Origin of the sequence: Corynebacterium sp. TAE3-ERU12, from assembly GCF_019209905.1 — a bacterium.
Taxonomy (GTDB): domain Bacteria; phylum Actinomycetota; class Actinomycetes; order Mycobacteriales; family Mycobacteriaceae; genus Corynebacterium.
This window is the reverse complement of the sequence record NZ_JAHUTM010000002.1, coordinates 172,298-190,100: the sequence shown is the minus strand read 5'-3', so window position 1 is coordinate 190,100 and position 17,803 is coordinate 172,298. Positions and strand designations below refer to the sequence as shown.

Annotated in this window: 17 protein-coding genes; 12 read left to right on the top strand and 5 right to left on the bottom strand. The window is 61.8% G+C overall.

Annotation, left to right across the window (positions count from 1 at the left end; genetic code table 11):
* Window positions 1-5: 5 nt before the first annotated feature.
* From KRX51_RS07315 to KRX51_RS07295, 5 genes are all read left to right on the top strand, one after another.
* Entirely contained in the window at window positions 6-1,541 is a 1,536-nt protein-coding gene (locus tag KRX51_RS07315; RefSeq protein ID WP_218362481.1) for an AI-2E family transporter, read from the top strand.
* A 73-nt stretch (window positions 1,542-1,614) separates the two neighbouring features.
* Window positions 1,615-2,631, top strand: a complete 1,017-nt coding sequence (locus KRX51_RS07310) for a DUF6542 domain-containing protein (protein WP_218362480.1) — start codon at window positions 1,615-1,617, stop codon at window positions 2,629-2,631.
* A gap of 93 nt (window positions 2,632-2,724) precedes the next feature.
* Window positions 2,725-3,171, top strand: coding sequence for a hypothetical protein (locus KRX51_RS07305; protein WP_218362479.1), 447 nt, complete (start codon window positions 2,725-2,727; stop codon window positions 3,169-3,171).
* 3 nt (window positions 3,172-3,174) lie between these two features.
* Window positions 3,175-4,419: an exodeoxyribonuclease VII large subunit gene (xseA, locus tag KRX51_RS07300; RefSeq protein ID WP_218362478.1), complete on the top strand. Its 1,245-nt coding sequence runs from the start codon at window positions 3,175-3,177 to the stop codon at window positions 4,417-4,419.
* A gap of 22 nt (window positions 4,420-4,441) precedes the next feature.
* On the top strand, window positions 4,442-4,717 hold the full coding sequence (locus tag KRX51_RS07295) for an exodeoxyribonuclease VII small subunit (RefSeq protein WP_218362477.1): 276 nt from the start codon (window positions 4,442-4,444) through the stop codon (window positions 4,715-4,717).
* A gap of 7 nt (window positions 4,718-4,724) precedes the next feature.
* Here KRX51_RS07295 and KRX51_RS07290 read toward each other — a convergent pair whose 3' ends face one another.
* Window positions 4,725-5,294 carry a DUF4245 domain-containing protein gene (locus tag KRX51_RS07290; protein WP_218362476.1) on the bottom strand — a complete coding sequence of 190 codons (570 nt, stop codon included), beginning with the start codon at window positions 5,292-5,294 and terminating at the stop codon, window positions 4,725-4,727.
* A 235-nt stretch (window positions 5,295-5,529) separates the two neighbouring features.
* Between KRX51_RS07290 and glpX the strand changes: the two genes are divergently transcribed.
* The 5 genes from glpX to KRX51_RS07265 all read left to right on the top strand — a co-directional run bounded on the left by glpX (window position 5,530) and on the right by KRX51_RS07265 (window position 11,720).
* On the top strand, window positions 5,530-6,543 hold the full coding sequence (gene glpX, locus KRX51_RS07285; RefSeq protein ID WP_218362475.1) for a class II fructose-bisphosphatase: 1,014 nt from the start codon (window positions 5,530-5,532) through the stop codon (window positions 6,541-6,543).
* Between the two features lie 90 nt (window positions 6,544-6,633).
* Window positions 6,634-8,034, top strand: coding sequence for a class II fumarate hydratase (locus KRX51_RS07280; RefSeq protein ID WP_218362474.1), 1,401 nt, complete (start codon window positions 6,634-6,636; stop codon window positions 8,032-8,034).
* A 77-nt stretch (window positions 8,035-8,111) separates the two neighbouring features.
* Window positions 8,112-9,488, top strand: coding sequence for a TIGR01777 family oxidoreductase (locus KRX51_RS07275; RefSeq protein WP_218362473.1), 1,377 nt, complete (start codon window positions 8,112-8,114; stop codon window positions 9,486-9,488).
* 58 nt (window positions 9,489-9,546) lie between these two features.
* Complete coding sequence (locus tag KRX51_RS07270) at window positions 9,547-10,212, top strand: TetR family transcriptional regulator (RefSeq protein WP_218362472.1); 666 nt, start codon at window positions 9,547-9,549, stop codon at window positions 10,210-10,212.
* Window positions 10,107-11,720, top strand: a complete 1,614-nt coding sequence (locus tag KRX51_RS07265) for an MDR family MFS transporter (protein WP_218362471.1) — start codon at window positions 10,107-10,109, stop codon at window positions 11,718-11,720. Before KRX51_RS07270 ends, KRX51_RS07265 begins: the two co-directional genes overlap by 106 nt.
* A gap of 71 nt (window positions 11,721-11,791) precedes the next feature.
* On the opposite strand, the gene KRX51_RS07260 is transcribed toward KRX51_RS07265, so the two are convergent.
* Window positions 11,792-12,424, bottom strand: coding sequence for a GNAT family N-acetyltransferase (locus tag KRX51_RS07260; protein WP_218362470.1), 633 nt, complete (start codon window positions 12,422-12,424; stop codon window positions 11,792-11,794).
* 38 nt (window positions 12,425-12,462) lie between these two features.
* Window positions 12,463-13,044 (bottom strand): LGFP repeat-containing protein, encoded by a 582-nt coding sequence (locus KRX51_RS07255; protein ID WP_218362469.1) that lies wholly within the window; start codon window positions 13,042-13,044, stop codon window positions 12,463-12,465.
* A 126-nt stretch (window positions 13,045-13,170) separates the two neighbouring features.
* On the opposite strand from KRX51_RS07255, the gene KRX51_RS07250 reads away from it, so the two are divergent.
* Both KRX51_RS07250 and KRX51_RS07245 read left to right on the top strand, forming a co-directional pair.
* Window positions 13,171-13,941 carry an alpha/beta fold hydrolase gene (locus KRX51_RS07250; RefSeq protein ID WP_218362468.1) on the top strand — a complete coding sequence of 257 codons (771 nt, stop codon included), beginning with the start codon at window positions 13,171-13,173 and terminating at the stop codon, window positions 13,939-13,941.
* Window positions 13,942-14,380: 439 nt separating this feature from the next.
* The gene (locus KRX51_RS07245; RefSeq protein ID WP_218362467.1) at window positions 14,381-15,553 is read left to right on the top strand and encodes an acyl-CoA dehydrogenase family protein; all 1,173 of its coding nucleotides are present in this window, start codon (window positions 14,381-14,383) and stop codon (window positions 15,551-15,553) included.
* A gap of 72 nt (window positions 15,554-15,625) precedes the next feature.
* Here KRX51_RS07245 and KRX51_RS07240 read toward each other — a convergent pair whose 3' ends face one another.
* A complete protein-coding gene (locus tag KRX51_RS07240; RefSeq protein ID WP_218362466.1) occupies window positions 15,626-16,420 on the bottom strand; it encodes an enoyl-CoA hydratase-related protein in 795 nt (264 codons plus the stop codon).
* A gap of 3 nt (window positions 16,421-16,423) precedes the next feature.
* A complete protein-coding gene (glyA, locus tag KRX51_RS07235; protein WP_218362465.1) occupies window positions 16,424-17,713 on the bottom strand; it encodes a serine hydroxymethyltransferase in 1,290 nt (429 codons plus the stop codon).
* Between the last annotated feature and the right edge of the window lie 90 nt (window positions 17,714-17,803).

The window sequence follows — 17,803 nt, the reverse complement described above, 5'->3', positions numbered from 1 at the left end:
TCCGCATGACTGACGATAAGCCGGACACCGTTGGTGGCTCCGACAACGACCGCGAGAAGCGCGATTTTGTTGACCACCTGATGGGTTCTCGCCCCCTCCGGGCCGAGGACACCCTCACCGTCCCCGAGGATGAGCACGTGCGCGAGGCAACTGACCAGGACGTGCCCTCCGACAGCAAAGCCCTCAGCGAACTGCTCGATGAATCCGATAAGGAAACCATCGACCGTGCTGATGTGATCGGCGAAGGCGCGCGCTGGTTCGCCGCCTGGTGCCTGCGTTTCCTCATCGTGGCCGCAGCCCTGACCGTGGCCTGGATGGCCCTGTCGAAGGTATGGGCCGGTGTGCTGCCGGTACTGCTCGCACTAATGCTCTCCACCGTCCTGTGGCCGGTCAGCCGCACCCTGCGCCGGGTGCGTTATGTACCCAATGCACTAGCAGCCGTTATCGCGCTGGTGGGCTCCATCCTGCTCGTCGGTGGTGTCTTGGCCCTGATGACGCCGGTTGTGCAGTCTCAGCTGCCCTCCCTGGTGCGCCAGTTCAACCAGGGTGTGGAGCACCTGCAGCAGATCCTGATGAAGCCCCCGTTCAACGTGGACAATCAGCAGGTCTCTGAGGTCATGGATAAGGCCACCGCCTGGCTGCAGGAACGCTCCGGCACCATTGCTGGCACGGTCTTCCAGGGCCTGTCTGCGGTCAGCTCTGTGGCAGTAACCCTCGTCGTCACGCTGGTGCTGACCTTCTTCTTCATCAAGGACGGCGACCGCTTCCTGCCATGGGTTCGCAAAATCACCGGCCGTCGCCTTGGCTGGCACCTCACTGAGGTCCTCACCCGCTCCTGGAATACCCTATCCGGCTTTATCCGCGCCCAGGCCCTGGTGTCGCTTATCGACGGTATTTTCATCGGTCTTGGCCTGTGGATCATGAACGTGCCACTGGCACTGGTGTTGGCGGTGCTGACCTTCTTCGCCGGCTTCATCCCGATCGTCGGTGCCTTCACCGCCGGTTTCGTGGCTGTTGTTGTCGCCCTGGTGGCCAACGGCCCCACCACCGCTATCGCGACCCTGGCGCTGATCATCGCGGTGCAGCAGATCGAGGGCAATATCCTCTCCCCGATGCTGCAGTCGAAGGCCATGGAGCTGCATGCGGCCATCGTGCTGCTGTCCATCACCGTCGGCGGTGGCCTGTTCGGCATCGTTGGTGCCTTCCTGGCCGTGCCGGTCGCAGCCATGATTGCCGTCTGGTTCCGCTACCTGGGTGATATCACTGACCTGCGCACTGGCGATAAAACCGCCCGCGATATCGAGTTCGCGACCGAGGCCGGGTCAATTTCCGGCATGCAGGCCGAAGCTGTGGGCCGGGCAATGCGGGATCGTCTCTCAGGCCGTCGCCCCGAGGACAACAGCAATGCCGACGACCGCACCGAAGCAGCTGCTGAGGACGTCACCTCCCCTGCGGAAGAGCCGACCGAAGCTGAGCAGGACTCGAAGTCGCGGCACTCGCTGTCCGACGTTATGCGCCTGCCATTCCGCCATAAGGAGTAGTTCAGGCCGGTCGCGACACCCGGGGCCGTAATGATGCCGTAACAAAGCCCTCCGGCCCGGTACCATTTGCCCCGTGCCTGCTACCCCGACTACACGTGCGCCGCGCGCCGGAACCTCATCCGGCCCGTGGCGCCTGCCCGTGTGGGGCCCGCTTCTACTGTTGGTGCTGGCCTCAGTTCTGGGGCTTCTTGCCTCGCTGCCCTCCGGCCAAGTCGGATGGGGTTATGCAGCGTTATTTTTCACCGCAGCTATTGCTGGAACCGCCTTGGTCGACCCACGCGGGCTGGTCCTGGCGGTTTCCGAGATCCCGCTGGTATTCACAATTCTCACGCCGATCACAGCATGGCTGACGGTGTCCTTCGCGGACCCATCGTCAGGCAGTGTGGACTACCGCACCAGGTTGGTGACCTCGGCATACCCGGTGGTGCAGTTTTTCCCGTGGCTGATGGCCATGGTCATTATCGCCATCATCATCGCCATGTGGCGTTATGTACGCATTAGGCAGTACAACACCACTATCGAACGCGAAGAGCGACGCCGGATGCGGATGGCCCGCCGCGCCAGCCGCACCACCTACGATGAGTCCCGCGCGCGCCGGCGCATCTCCGACGGCCAAGCCGCCGGCGACGTTGGCCCGCACCAAAAACGCCGCCCGGCCGCCGAGATCATTGAGGCCGCCGAGAAGCAGCGCCGCGCCCGCCGCGCCCAGGCCCAAGCCCACGCTCAGGCAAAGAAGGCGCCGCGCAAACCCAAGCCAGCCGCGCCACAGCGCCCCCAGCAAGGACCGCCCCGCCCGCCGCGTGAGGATAAGGCCCCACGCCGTCGGGTAACCCGGGAGCGTCGTCGCGCCGCTCAGCCGCCACCACCGCCACGTGGTTCACAGCCGGTGCGCGGCCCGCGTGCGGCGCAGCCAGCCCCGCGTCGGGAACGCGTCCGTCGGGAGCCTGTAGACCCGCGCCGGGTGCCCCGTCGGCCCAATGATCCTCGTCAGGTTCGCGATCCGCGGCGCGCTGTCCCGCCGCAGCGGCACCGACAGCAGCAGCCGCGTGGCCGGCAGCCTGGCCCACGGCGTCGGCACCGCCCGGAATAAACATCGGCAGGCAGACTCGGTCTGCCGTTATGTCCGGCTGGCACTTACAATCGTCGGCAAGCCCAATCCGCCACCGGCCAGGAGGTCGTCGTTATGCCCGCTCCCGCACCCGCACGCCTTGCCGCAGGCCTTGCCGTGACCGCGGTTGAGGAGGCGTTCCGTTTCCCCTACCGGGTTCGCCGCATCCCCCAGCGCCTCACTGAGGCCGGCGAGACGGCCGTGTCGAATACCACCACTGGGGTGCTCTCCCGTGCCCTGCGTGTCCAACAGGACTTGTCCCAGGTGATGGCTAAGGGCGAGGTGGCCTTAGAAGAGTTCACTGCGACTTCCGCCGACGATGGCGCCCAGGCGGTGTTCGAGGCCTCCCCTGATGACATCGCCGCCGAGGTGCAGTACGACGAGCTGGACACCGATGACCTCGAGGATCTCCTGCCCGAGCTGAGCCAGGAACGCGCCGCCGGCCTGCTCACCTACGAAAAGGCGAACCAGAATCGTCCCGCCTACTGCACCCTGCTGGCCAACGCCGTCCAGCGCGGTTAAATCATGGCGGGAAAGCTCAATAATTCACCGGATAATCCGGTCTCGCTGCGCGTCGTTAATGATCTTGTCGGCAACTGGATTGAGCGGCTGGGCACCATCTGGGTCGAAGGCCAGATCGGTAGCCTGTCGATGCGGCCGAACTGGAAGTTTGCCTACATCACGCTGCACGACGCCGACGTGTCGGAAACCTCCTGCAAGGTCATCTGTCCGGCCTCGGTGGTCAAGCGTGCCCATATTGGCGAAAAATCCCATGTGCTGATTAATGCCCAGCCGCAGTTTTTCCGCGGCAAAGGCGAATTCCAGTTGCGTGCCTTGGAGATTCGCCCACTGGGCGAGGGCCAGTTGTTAATGCGCCTGGAGCAGCTGCGGAAGGCACTCGATGCGGAAGGGCTTTTCGACCCGCGTCTGAAGCGGCGGCTGCCGTTTTTGCCGCGGCGGATCGGGCTGATTACTGGCCGTGGTTCCGATGCGGAGCGCGATGTCATCTCGGTTGCCCGCGACCGTTGGCCCGAGGTTGATATTCACGTCATCAATACCGCTGTGCAAGGCCCGAAAACGGTGCCGCAGGTCGTCGCCGCGCTTAGTGAGCTCGATAATGAGGAGCTTGTCGACGTCATCATCATCGCCCGTGGTGGCGGCAGCTCCACTGAAGATTTGTTGCCGTTTTCCGAAGAAACCCTGATCCGTGCGGTCAGCCGGGCAAAGACCCCGGTGGTGTCCGCAATTGGTCATGATCGGGACACTCCTATCCTCGATAATGTCGCCGACCTGCGTGCTTCGACCCCCACAGATGCCGCCAAGCGGGTGGTGCCAGATGTCATTGAGGAACGCCGTCGGGTTGCCGAATGCCGCACCCGGGCCAATGATGCGCTGCGCCGCTGGGTGGATAAGGAAGCCCATATGGTCGAACAGCTCCGCAATCGCCCGGTGCTGCTGAACCCGCTTCTGCCGGTGCAGCAACGCAGTGATCAGTTGGGCATTGACTGGGCGAATCTGCGCCGGGCTATTACGAGCTTGGTGGAGCGAGAAAGCGCCACCACCAGCCGGCTGCGCAGCACTGTCAAAGCTCTTGGCCCAGCCAATACCTTGGCGCGCGGGTATGCGGTGGTGCAGGTCCAACCCCGGGATAAATCCGGCGACCAGGTTGTGACCTCCATTGACCAGGCCCCACCGGGTTCGCAATTACGCATCCGCGTCACTGATGGTTCGATTACCGCTGCTGGCATGTCCGTGCGGCCGGCAGACTAAACACACCGGGGAAGGATTTTTCATGAGCGATATTGTTTTCGGCAGCGGCACTGGTTCCAACGAGGAACAAAAACCCGTCGAACAGCTGAGTTACGAGGCAGCCCGCGATGAACTCATCGAGACGGTAAAGCTGCTTGAGCAAGGCCAGCTAGACCTCGATGCTTCCCTGGAACTATGGGAACGCGGAGAGGCCCTGGCGCGGCGCTGTGAGGAACAGCTCGCCGGGGCGAAGGAGCGCATCGAAGCCACCATCGCTAAAGCTGATGGCGATAACGCCAGCCCGATTCGGGCGGACTGACGCTGCGCTACTGGTTCGGTTTCGCCACCGGATCAGCACCCAGGGTGGCCTCGGCCAAGGTGCGGTATTCATCATCGTTGGCTGAGCCCTGGATTTCGTAGCGCACCTTGCCGGCATCGGTTGTCCAGGTGCGCCGCACATTGTCGTCCACGCCTTCGCTGATGGTCCACTCAGCACCACCGGCATTGACTGTGCCTGAGGCAATGCGGGCGTCGGTTCCCGACGGCAAACCGTCGATAGGTGCGTCGGTTTGGAGCAGCTGGATGTAGTCACCTTCGGTGGTGACGAACCCAATAATGGTTGCTTGGTGTTCGGCAACAACCGAGGCGCGGGCGGAGTTGGGTACCCACCCTTCGGGAACGTCGGGAAGCACGACGGGATAGGGCACCCGCGAGGCCTCCATCTGAACGAAAGCGTCGGCGTCGACTTCCTGAACCGGGCCGTTTTCTGGCCGGCCGGGGTGGTAGCTGCACAGACCGGTGGTGCCGACGAAAACGACCATCAGCACAGCCATCACCGCCAGGCTTAACACCATGTCGCGGCTATCTTGCAGGATCCTGGGCTTCTCCGAACTCACGCTGGCCAGTATGCCAGGCCAGGAATTTTATGCCGAGCGACCCCATATATGTGAGGGACTCCACCCCCAAGGAACCAAAAAAGTGGGACACTGGAGATGTGCCCGTGTAGTTCATCGTCATCCCCCGGTTACCCCCGAGCGCGGCAACTGTTTTCGATGGCGCCCTGGACTCCCAGGCCGTAGCAGACGAGGGCTATCTGCCCCGTTCCTCGAATACCGTTGGAGGCCGTTTTATATGAATGCCAAGCAGCCGCAGGCTCCCGATCGCAACCTCGCCATGGAACTCATCCGAGTCACCGAATCCGCCGCCCTGGCAGCGGGTCGATGGGTTGGCCGTGGCCAGAAGAATGAAGGCGACGGTGCTGCCGTCGACGCCATGCGCCAGCTCATTAACACCGTCCAGATGAAGGGCGTCGTCGTTATCGGCGAGGGCGAGAAGGACGAAGCCCCCATGCTGTTCAACGGTGAAGAGGTCGGCACCGGCGAAGGCCCCGAGGTTGATATCGCCGTCGACCCCATTGACGGCACCACCTTGATGGCCGAAGGCCGCCCGAACGCTATTTCCGTGCTGGCCGCCGCCGAGCGTGGTTCTATGTACGACCCGTCGGCCGTGTTCTACATGGACAAGATCGCCGTGGGCCCGACCGCGCGTGGGGCTATCGATATTGAGGCCCCCGTCGAGCGCAATATTAAGTCCGTCGCTAAGGCCAAGGGCATTAAGCCCGAAGACGTCACCATCGTGATCCTGGACCGCCCGCGGCACGCGGAGATCATCCGCGAGATCCGCGAGGTCGGCGCCAAGGTGCGTCTGATTGGCGATGGCGACGTCGCCGGTGCGGTTGCTGCTGCCCAGGACACCAACTCCATTGACATCATGATGGGCGTTGGCGGCACTCCTGAGGGGGTTATTACCGCCTGCGCTATGAAGTGCATGGGCGGCGAGATTCAGGGCAAGCTGCACCCGCGCGATGAGGACGAGATCAAGAAGGCTATGGAAGCCGGCCTCGACCTGGATTCGGTGCTGACTACCGATGACCTGGTGCGTTCGGATAACTGCTACTTCGTGGCCACCGGTGTGACCAACGGTGACATGCTGCGTGGTGTCGCCTACCGAGGCAGGGGTGCCTGGACTCGTTCGCTGGTGATGCGGTCGCGTTCGGGCACGATTCGTTCCATTGAGGCATTCCACTCCCTGGCCAAGCTGCGCCAGTTCGCTTCGGTGGACTACGGCGAGCCGATGGATTCCTAAATCAGCCCCGGGCCGGGGCCCAGCCCCGGCCCTCCCCGTAATTTTTCGCCATACTTGACCACGAATGATCCCTTTGTTGAGAGGAAACGGATGACCGAGCAGCAGTACCGCATTGAGCACGACACTATGGGTGAGGTGAAGGTCCCCGCTGACGCACTCTGGCGCGCCCAGACTCAGCGTGCGGTGGACAACTTCCCCATTTCTGACCGCCCCCTCGAGTCCGCCCAGATCCGCGCCATGGGCCTGCTGAAGGCAGCTTGTGCGCAGGTCAATAAGGATAAGGGGCTGCTGCCGGCCGAGCAGGCCGACGCCATCATCGCTGCCGCGAAGGAAATCGCCGACGGCAAGCATGATGCTGAGTTCCCGATCGACGTTTTCCAGACCGGTTCTGGCACCTCGTCGAATATGAACACCAATGAGGTCATCGCCTCTATCGCCAAGAATAATGGCGTCGAGGTGCACCCGAATGACCACGTCAATATGGGCCAGTCCTCCAACGACACCTTCCCCACCGCTACCCATGTCGCGGCGACCGAGGCTGCTGTGACTGACCTCATTCCGGGCCTGAAGGTGCTGCACGCCTCCCTGGCGCAGAAGGCCGAGGAGTTCAAGGGTGTTGTGAAGTCCGGCCGTACCCACTTGATGGATGCGGTGCCGGTGACCCTGGGCCAGGAGTTTGGTGGCTACGCCCGCCAGATTGAGGCCGGTATTGAGCGCGTTGAGGCCTGCCTGCCGCGTTTGGGCGAACTGCCTATCGGCGGTACTGCTGTGGGCACGGGCCTGAACACCCCGGCGGATTTCGGCGGCTTGGTTACCGAGGAGCTGCAGAAGCTCACCGGTGTTGACCAGCTCTCCGAGGCCCAGAACCACTTCGAGGCTCAGGCCAACCGCGATGGCCTGGTTGAGTTCTCTGGCGCTATGCGCAGCATCGCTGTGTCGCTGAATAAGATCGCCAATGACATCCGGTGGATGGGTTCGGGCCCGCTGACCGGCCTGGGTGAGATTCACCTGCCGGACCTGCAGCCGGGTTCGTCGATCATGCCGGGCAAGGTCAACCCGGTGCTGTGTGAGACCGCTACTCAGGTCGCCGCGCAGGTCATCGGTAATGACGCTGCTACTGCGTTCGCTGGCGCCAATGGTGCTTTCGAGCTCAACGTGTTCATCCCGGTGATGGCCCGCAATGTTCTGGAGTCCGCGAAGCTGCTGGCCAATACTTCCCGCGTGTTCGCGGAGAAGTTGGTTGATGGCATTGAGCCGAATGTTGAGCGCATGCGCACCTTGGCCGAGTCTTCCCCGTCCATCGTGACCCCGCTGAACTCGGCTATTGGTTATGAGAATGCGGCGAAGGTCGCCAAGACCGCGCTGAAGGAGAAGAAGACCATCCGTCAGACGGTTATTGACCTCGGCTTTGTCGATGGCGAGAACCTCACTGAGGAAGAGCTGGATAAGCGCCTCGACGTTCTGGCTATGGCCAACACTGATCGCAACTAAGCGCATCCCCGTCTGTTAACTGGCGCCGGACCTGCTACAGGTTCGGCGCCGGCGTTTTTCTACCCCTTGGAGCTGTTATGTCCTTGTCCACTGTGCAACTTCTCCCCCACCCCCGCCAGCAGGTTGTTGACTGGTTCAATCGTCCGGGTGCGGTGCGCCGCCTCACCCCGGGTCTGATGCCGATGACGGTGGTTCAGGAGGCCTCGAATCTGGCTGATGGCATGACGGTATTCGATATGCCGGGTGGTCTGCAGTGGCGCGCTCAGCACGATCCGGGTGCGTACATCCCGGGCACCCAGTTCGTCGATGATGCGGTCAGTGAGCCTTTCCGCTCTGCTCTACGCTGGCGCCATCTGCATGGTTTCGCCGATGCTACTGGCGCTGATGGCAGCGCCCAGTGCCTGGTTACTGATGATGTGTCTACTCGTGTGCCAGCTGTGGCGCTGCGCAGTGTTTTCGCTTATCGCCACCGGGTGCTTGCCGACGATTTCGCCGCCGCCCACCGCTTGGCTTCTTATCTGGGGCTTTCCGACGTTGCCGGCAACCCGATAGCCGCGTTGCCGAAGCTGACCATTGCGGTCTCTGGTGCTTCCGGCACGATTGGTACTGCCCTGTGCGCACTGTTGACCACGACCGGGCATACCGTCATTGAGTTGGTGCGCGGCGAGGCTGGCCCTGGTCAGCGCAAGTGGGATACCAACGACCCGGCTGAGGATCTTCTCGACGGGGTTGATGCCTTGGTCCACCTGGCGGGCGCTCCGATTGCTGGTCGTTTTACCGACGCGCACCTTAAGGCAGTGCGTGAGTCTCGGGTGGGCCCGACGCGGAAGCTGGCTGAGCTCATTGCCGCCGGTCGTGGCCCAAAGACTGTGGTGTCTGCCTCTGCGGTTGGGTTCTACGGCAAGGACCGTGGCACTGAGGTGCTCGACGAATCTGCCGGCTCAGGAGATGGGGTGTTGTCCGAGATTGTTTCTGAGTGGGAGGCTGCCTGGCAGCCTGCTCGTGATGCTGGGGCCCGGGTGACGACGGTGCGTACTGGACTGGTGCAGTCTGGTGGGGGTGGCTTATTGCCACTGTTGGCTGGGGTGACATTCACCGGGCTAGGCGGCCCGTTGGGCGATGGTCAGCAATGGTTCCCGTGGATTGCTGTGGATGACTTATTGGACATCTACCACCGTGCGCTACTCGATCCGAACGTTTCCGGCCCGGTCAACGCGGTCGCCCCGAACGGGATGACAAATAAGGCGTACACGAAGACGCTAGCGAGGGTTTTGCACCGCCCGGCGGTAATCCCGGTACCGAAGGCGGGCCCGGCGGCCATGCTGGGGTGGCAGGGCGCAGAAGAGCTGGCTCTGGCTAACCAGCGTGCTGTGGGGTCGAAGCTAGAAGAGCTGGGCCATGTATTCCGTTTTCCAAAGCTCACCGCAGCGCTGCGCCATGAGCTATTGCGCTGATTTCTGGTAGACGACTCCGACTGGCTAAAAATCTGCACTGGGTGTAACTTTGCACTCTATGCAGGAATCTATTGGGGGTTGTGGCCGCCGAGAACTCAACCGACGCCGCACCAGACGCACGATCGAGGACGCCGCGTTGAACCTCATGGCAGAACATGGCTTCGACGCGGTCACCCTCGATGATGTCTGTGCCGCCGCGAATATCTCCCGGCGCACCTTCTTCAACTACTTCGATACAAAGGACGAGGTAGTCCTGCGTCCCGGCATCACCAGCTTTTCCGACGCTGACGCCGAAGCGTTCATCGCTGCTCGCCCCAGCGACCCGGTTCGACATCTATTGCTCACTATTGAGGCCGTTCTGACGAACCCAGACCCCGAGGATGATGATCTCGCCGACCCGATGCAGCGCCATCGTGAGTTGCACCGGTTGCGCCGCGAGGTGGTCAGGTCCGATTCGAGGCTTTTGGGCCTCGTCATCGCTAATCAGTCAGATTCTTTGGCCCGTATGCAGCAGGCGCTAACGACGTTATTCACCAATGCGCCGGATACTCGCCGCCTTCCCGATATCGCTGTGGAGGAGGAAGCAGCCATCTCGGTTGCCTTTATCCGCGAGACGCTATGGATGGCGACGAGCCGCTCGCTGACCAGCCTCTCTGGCGATTCCCACCCGTTGCTTACTGCAGCAGCCACGTTTTCTCGTTTTACTCAGGAGCTGAATTGGTAACCACCGACGACGCTGTTCGCGCTAACGCCCGACACCGTTCTTTGGTTCTGCTGTCGCTGATGACAGCAATGTTGATGAGCTCATTGGGCCAGATGATCTTTTCCACAGCCTTGCCGACCATCGTCGGTGAGCTCGGTGGCGTGGATCATATGTCGTGGGTGATCACGGCATTCTTGCTCGCCCAGACGGTGGCGTTGCCGATCGTCGGCAAGCTCGGCGACATGCTGGGCCGCAAGTTTTTCTTCCTCGGCGGTATCACGCTGTTCATTATTGGTTCCATCATCGGTGCGCTGACCGACTCGATGCTGTTGCTGATTATTGCCCGCGCAGTGCAGGGCTTCGCCGGCGGCACAATGATGGTTTCCTCCCAGGCGATCCTGGCGGAGGTGATCCCGGCCCGGGAGCGCGGTAAGTATATGGGCCTCATCGGTGCGGTCTTTGGCTTCAGTTCGGTGCTGGGCCCGGTTCTGGGCGGCTGGGTTACCGACGGGCCGGGTTGGCGCTGGGGTTTGTGGATTAACGTCCCGCTGGGCTTTATTGCCTTAGCGACGGCCACCCGCTACCTGCGGCTTCCGCGCCGCACTGCTACCGAAGCTTTTGATTGGCTCGGGGCGGTGCTGCTTATCTCTGGCGCTTCCTCCTTGATTCTCACGACGACCTGGGGCGGCACCCAGTACGCATGGACCGACCCGCTGATCCTGACGTTGATTGCGATCTCTGTGGTGTCCTGGGCGCTGTTCATTCTGGCTGAGCGTCGCTCGCCGAATCCGCTGGTGCCGATGTATCTGTTTACTAACCGCAATTTTGTACTGACCACTGCGGCGGGGCTGTCCCTGGGTATAGGCATGTTCGGCACGATGGCGTACTTGCCGACGTACTTCCAGATGGTGCACCAGATGAGTCCGACGGCCGCAGGGTTGATGATGACCCCGATGATGCTCGGCATGCTGAGCACCTCGGTGATTATTGGCGCGATCGTCACCAAAACCGGGCACTACAAGTGGTACCCGGTGGTCGGCATGGCACTGATGGCCGGTGCCCTGTTGCTCATGTCGGGCATGACTACCACCACTACCCTGCCGGTCATTGGGATCTATCTATTCCTCATGGGCACTGGTCTGGGCATGGCAATGCAGGTGTTGGTGCTTATCGTGCAGAATTCGTTCTCGGTGTCCATCGTCGGCACGGCGACGGCCGCGAATAATTTCTTCCGCCAGATTGGCGGCGCAGTGGGCTCTGCCATTGTGGGCACGCTATTCATTCACAATCTGCGTGACCTGATGGCGCAGCGCTTGCCGGCGGGCACTGCGCTGGCCAGTGCGGACAGCGCTGCACACCTGCGCCCGGATATTCTCGAGCAGCTGCCGACACCACTACTTGATGTAGTCACCAGTAGCTATAACGACGCTCTGACTCCGGTGCTGGCCGCTTTGGTGCCGTTGATGCTGCTTGCCACTGCGCTGTTGATTGCAGTGCGTGAGGAACACCTGAAAGAGACCATCGAGTAATCCCGTGCCCTGAATAACCAAAACTCCCCGCAACCGTGAGTGATTGCGGGGAGTTTTTCGTAGCTTGGGGGTTAGGCCCCTACCTGACGTTCTGCGGAGTCCAACCGGTCCAGAATGGGTCGGGTGGGATCACCGGCTTCTTCGGCTTCCTGGAGAGCACGCTTTTCAGCGCGTTCTTCTGGCTTTTCCAGAAGCTTTTCCAGGATGATGATGTCGCGCCACTCGCCGGCCTTAGGCCCGTAGGTCATCTTGGCCATGTGGTGGTAGACACCGACTTCGCGGAATCCGTACTTCTGGTGCACCTTGAGCGAGCCGACGTTTTCTGGGAACACCCACGAGTGGATGGACCAGCAACCTAGCTCGGTGGCCTCGTCCATGACTTTGGAAAGCAGTGCGCCCGCCAGTCCCATGCCTTGGCCATCAGGGTGAACGTAGATGGAGTCTTCGATCACACCACGCAGGATGTCTCGTTTGGACACCTGCGAGGCCGAAGCCCAGGCCACGATCTTGTCTGGGTTGTCATCGAGGGTGGCAACGAAGCACAGATCGAGGCGCTTGAGGCGTGCAAAAACGTCCCACTCGGGGGCTTCGTGCTCCCAGGAGGCATGCCCGGTATCCAGGCCGATCTCGTAGATGGCCTGGACTTGCGGGTAATCCTCTTCCCGCATGGGGCGAATCGAAAATTCGCGCTTTTTATCCGACATGAGACTCAGTGTGACCCATCAGGCCCCTACCCGTCGAATTAAGCGTCCGGGGTGTCGCCCATCTCGATGGTCGGGGTGTAGTTCTGGCCGTCCTCGGAGGTCCACTTGATGGAGCCGCCCTCGAAGTAGGAGATCCAGCCGTTGTCGATCTCTTCCTCATCCTCGATCGGCATGCCCAGTTCGCCCTCAGGGCCACCGTTTTCCATCCAGGTGTCCAGGATCTTGCCCTGGACCAGGATGGCACCGTGCTCTTCGGTCTCGTAGATGCGGGCGTTGTCAGAGAAGATGGCGACGGTTGCGCCGTTTTCTTCGGTGACCTCTTCCAGGGTGCCCAGCTCGTCGGCGCCGCCGAACTCTTCGTAGGCGGCCTGGATCTCGCGGGAAACTTCCTTGCCGTCAATCTCGCCGTCGACGGCGTCCTTGGCCTTCTCGGCGCCCTCTTCGATCTTGTCGCCGGCCTTATCGGCGGCGTCCTTGGCGTCACCAGCGGCGTCCTCGACGGCGTTGGTGGCGTCGACGACAGCGTCCTCGGCGTCATCAGTGGAGCAAGCAGCAGCACCGAAAACGAGGCCGGTACCGAGGACAGCAGCGGCGACAGAGCGGGAAATGGTAGAACGCATAGGTTCCTCCGAATAAATCTGGGTAAGTGATGTGTAACCTCCAGGGTGCACACGCTTAGGTCCAGATCGCAAGGCCAGCACCGCATCATTCCGGTAACGAACCGCATTTCACGAGAGGACTGCTCCATGCTCGCCTACACCGAACAAGGCCCCACTGATGCTCCCGTCGTCGTTTTGCTGGGCTCACTGGGGGCGTCTCGGGCGATGTGGCAACCACAACTTGCTGCCCTATCTGACTCTTTCCACATTATTGCGGTTGACCTGCGCGGGCATGGTGAATCTGAGGCGCCTGAGGGGCCTTACACAATGCAGGGGCTTGCCGACGATGTACTCGCCCTCATGGACCACCTGGGCGTGACTGCGGTACACCTGACCGGCTTGTCGCTCGGCGGTGCGGTCGCTCAGACCATTGCGTTATCTCGCCCGGACATTATTGCGTCCCTGACCCTGATTTCTACTGCCCCGAAGTTCGGTGAGTCCGATGCGTGGTTGGCTAAGGCGGATCTGGTGACTGCTCAGTCGACCGCAGAGCTCGCCGATACTGTGGTGGGCAATTGGTTCACCGAGCATTGCTTCAATACCGATCCGGCTTTGCCGGGCCGCTTTGCCGACGGTATCCGCGAGACCTCGGATACTGGATACGCCGGGTGCTGTCATGCCATCGCCGGGTTTGATTCCCGGATTGCACTGGCCGGGTTGGATCACCGTGTCGCCCGGCGCACCTTGGTAATTGCCGGTGAGCAAGATACGTCGACTGCGATTGATGTGGTGCGTTCGCTGCACGAGATCATCACCGGCTCAGAGATGGCCACAATCAGCCCCGCTAAGCATCTCGTGACGGTGGAAAAGGCCCATCTGGTCAACCCCCTACTAGCCGCACATTGGTCTCGCGGCTAGGTTTTCCGCGCAACGATTGAGGCGGTGCCCCGGTAAAACCGGGACACCGCCTCTTTCGCGTGTGCAATTGGAGGTTGCCGTGACAGCGTGGCAGTTAGAACCACTGCCCAGTACTTTAGCGCCATGAGCAGGGCACTAGTCAATATCGCAATGCCAATATGACGTAAATTACCCCCGGCCCAGCCGGCCGCCACCGCCCAGTTATTGGCTCGATCCATATACATCTATGCAGGGTATGCATGATTTTTTGGTTAGCATTGCCTTAACTTATCTGGATTAGTGTGGGGTACTCACAATTACCCCCCGAAATGTCGGTGCGATCCTCCTCCCCTAATCCGACCAATTTCTTCGCGTATCCACATCTGCGGGGCATAATGGTTACTGACACGGATGGTGATATTTACATCATCGCCCCGCCTACACTCATAAGGAGAACAGGATGAAGGACTTCCTGCCCCGCACTCACTTCGAAGAAGAGCACGAGATGTTCCGCGACACGGTGCGCCGTTTCGTCGAGACCGAGGTCACTCCGAACGTCGATAAGTGGCATGAGCAGTCGATGCCCGACCGCGAGGTCTTCAAGAAGGCCGGCCAGCTGGGTCTGATCGGCATGTCCACGCCTGAGGAGTACGGCGGCGGCGGCGAGATGGACTTCCGCTACAACCAGATCCTCAACGAGGAGCTGGCCAACTCTGACTGCGGCTCCATCGTCGTTTCCTTCGGCACCCTCAACGACCTCGTTGCCCCGTACCTGGCTAAGTTCGGCTCTGAGGAACTCAAGCAGAACTACCTCACCAAGATGAACGCCGGCGAACTCATCGGCTGCCTGGCCATGACCGAGCCGGGTGCCGGCTCCGACCTGGCCGGTATGCGTACCTTCGCGAAGAAGGACGGCGACCACTACGTCCTCAACGGCTCTAAGACCTTCATCTCGAACGGTATCCTGTCCGACTTCGCCCTGGTTGCCGCCGTCACCGACCCGTCCAAGGGCCGCGCTGGCGTCTCCATGTTCGTCGTCGACTCCGACCTGGAGGGCTACACCAAGACCGGCCCGCTGAAGAAGGCCGGCCTGAAGGCCCAGGACACCGCCGAGCTGCACTTCGACAACGTCCGCGTCCCGGCTGACCACCTGCTGGGCGAAGAGGGCGCCGCCTTCGGCTACCTGCGTACCAACCTCGCCCACGAGCGCCTGACCCTGGCCGTCGGCTCGGTTGCTACCTCCCGCCGCGCCTGGACCCTGGCCTACAACTACGCCCTCGAGCGCGAAACCTTCGGTCGCCCGATTGCGCAGCACCAGGTCCACGGCCACTACCTGGCCGATATCGCCACCCGCGTCACCGCCCTGCAGGCCTTCGTGGACAGTGCCGTGATGGCCCACAACGCCGGCAAGCTCGACGAGGTCGGCGCCTCCATGGCCAAGTTCTGGACCACTGAGGAGCAGCAGGACATCGTCACCCGCTGCCTGCAGATGTTCGGTGGCTACGGCTTCATGATGGAGTACCCGATTTCCACCCACTACCTCGATACCAAGGTGCAGACCATCTACGGCGGCACCAACGAGATCATGAAGGAAATCATTTCCCGTCGTATCGCCAAGGGCGGCTACGCCTAAACCGGCACACGCCACAACACAACAACGCCCCCACCGGGATATCCCGGTGGGGGCGTTTTGTTCGGTCCTTAGCTAGCGGCCGATGAACGTTGGGGCACGCTTTTCCATAAAGGCCTGCAGCGCCTCCTGGTGATCCGCGGTGGCCGCCAGCCGGGTCTGGGCACCAGACTCCAAGCGGGCAATGGCATTAATCGCCTCCGCATCGCGAACCAGGGCCTTGATCTCCCGGTAGGAGCAAGTAGGGCCGTCGGCAAGCCTGCGGGCACATTCTGTTGCTGCCGCAGTGGCGTCATCACCATCGACAACCTCGGTCACAAGACCCAATTCCAGAGCCTGTCGGGCACCGATGGGCTTATCGGCAAACAACAACTCCAGCGCCTTAGCCCGGCCGACATGATCCGGAAGCAGCCGGGACATACCGCAGTCGTTGGCCAAACCAATCGACGGGAACGCGGCCTTAAACGACGCTGACTCCGCGGCCACCCGGAAATCACAGTTCAGTGCCAGCGACCACCCCGCGCCAGCAGCCGCACCATTCACAGCGGCCACAACCGGCACCGGGATCGACAACAACGCAGCAACCATCGGGTTGTACTCATCGTCGACCTTGCTCATACCGGAACCGGACTTCAGGTCCCCCAGGTGCTCCTTCAAGTCCTGCCCGACACAGAACACCTTCGCCCCACCCGTGAACAGCACAGCCCGCACACGAGCCGCATCATCATCGGTATCGCAGGCAGCCGCAGCGTCGGAAAAAGCCTGAGCAAGCTCCAACCGGGCAGCCTGATTAAGCGAATTATGCCCCTCGGGGCGGTCCAGAGTGATGGTCAGCAGACCATTATCGAAAGACGAATGCACACACGACATGGCTTAGACCAGGCGCCAGTCCTCAAGACCGTCATAGAGCGGGTAGTCCGCAGCCAGCTTGGACACACGCCCCCGCAGCGCCTCAGTGTCCGCATTCTTGCCCTGGGCCAGGGCGGTGCCGATGATATCGGCGACCTCGGTGAAAGCGGCGGTATCGAAACCGCGAGTGGCCAACGCCGGGGTACCAATACGCAGGCCGGAGGTCACCATCGGCGGGCGCGGGTCGAAGGGCACAGCATTGCGGTTGACGGTAATGCCAACCTCATGCAGCAAGTCCTCGGCCTCCTGGCCGTTCATCTGCGAGTTACGCAGATCAGCAAGCACCAGGTGCACATCGGTGCCACCGGTGAGCACATCCACACCAGCGGCCTTGGCATCATCGGCGGTCAGACGCTCAGCAAGGATTCGGGCGCCCTCAAGCGTGCGCTCCTGGCGCTCCTTGAACTCCTGACTTGCAGCAATCTTCAACGCAACGGCCTTAGCGGCAACAGCGTGCATCAGCGGGCCGCCCTGCTGGCCCGGGAAGACCGCAGAATTCAGCTTCTTGGCGTAGTCCTGCTTAGCCAAAATCATGCCGGAGCGGGGGCCACCCAAAGTCTTGTGCACGGTGGTGGACACCACATCGGAAGCCGGCACCGGGGAGGGATGCAGACCAGCGGCGACCAGACCCGCAAAGTGGGCCATATCGGTCCACAGCTTCGCGCCGACCTCATCGGCGATGGAACGGAAAGCATCAAAGTCGATATGGCGCGGGTAGGCCGACCAACCGGCGATAATAACGTCGGGCTGCTCGGCGACGGCCTGCTCGCGGACCTTGTCCATATCGATACGCATGGTCTGCTCATCGACGCCGTAGGCGACAACGTCGTAAAGCTTGCCGGAGAAGTTGAGCTTCATGCCGTGAGTGAGGTGACCACCGTGGGCCAGGTTAAGGCCCATGATCTTATCGCCGGCGTTGATCAGGGCGTGCAGCACAGCAGCATTCGCCTGGGCACCGGCATGGGGCTGCACATTGGCGAATTCGGCGCCGAAAAGGGACTTGGCGCGGTCGCGGGCAATGTCCTCGATGACGTCGACGTTCTCGCAACCACCGTAGTAGCGGCGGCCGGGGTAGCCCTCGGCGTACTTATTGGTCAGCACTGAACCCTGGGCCTGCAGCACTGCGCGCGGAACAAAGTTCTCGCTAGCGATCATTTCCAGAGTGTCACGCTGGCGGGCCAGCTCACCGGCCATTGCCTGGGCAACATCCGGGTCGAGTTCTGCGAGGGGAAGCGAACGAAGGTCATCGGCCATAGCCGGGCACACACCTTTCTAAGGGGGCGAGTCATCAGTGGCGTCCATCGTAGTCCGCCGCCTGACCGGCGCGGCTTTCGGAGGCCCTAT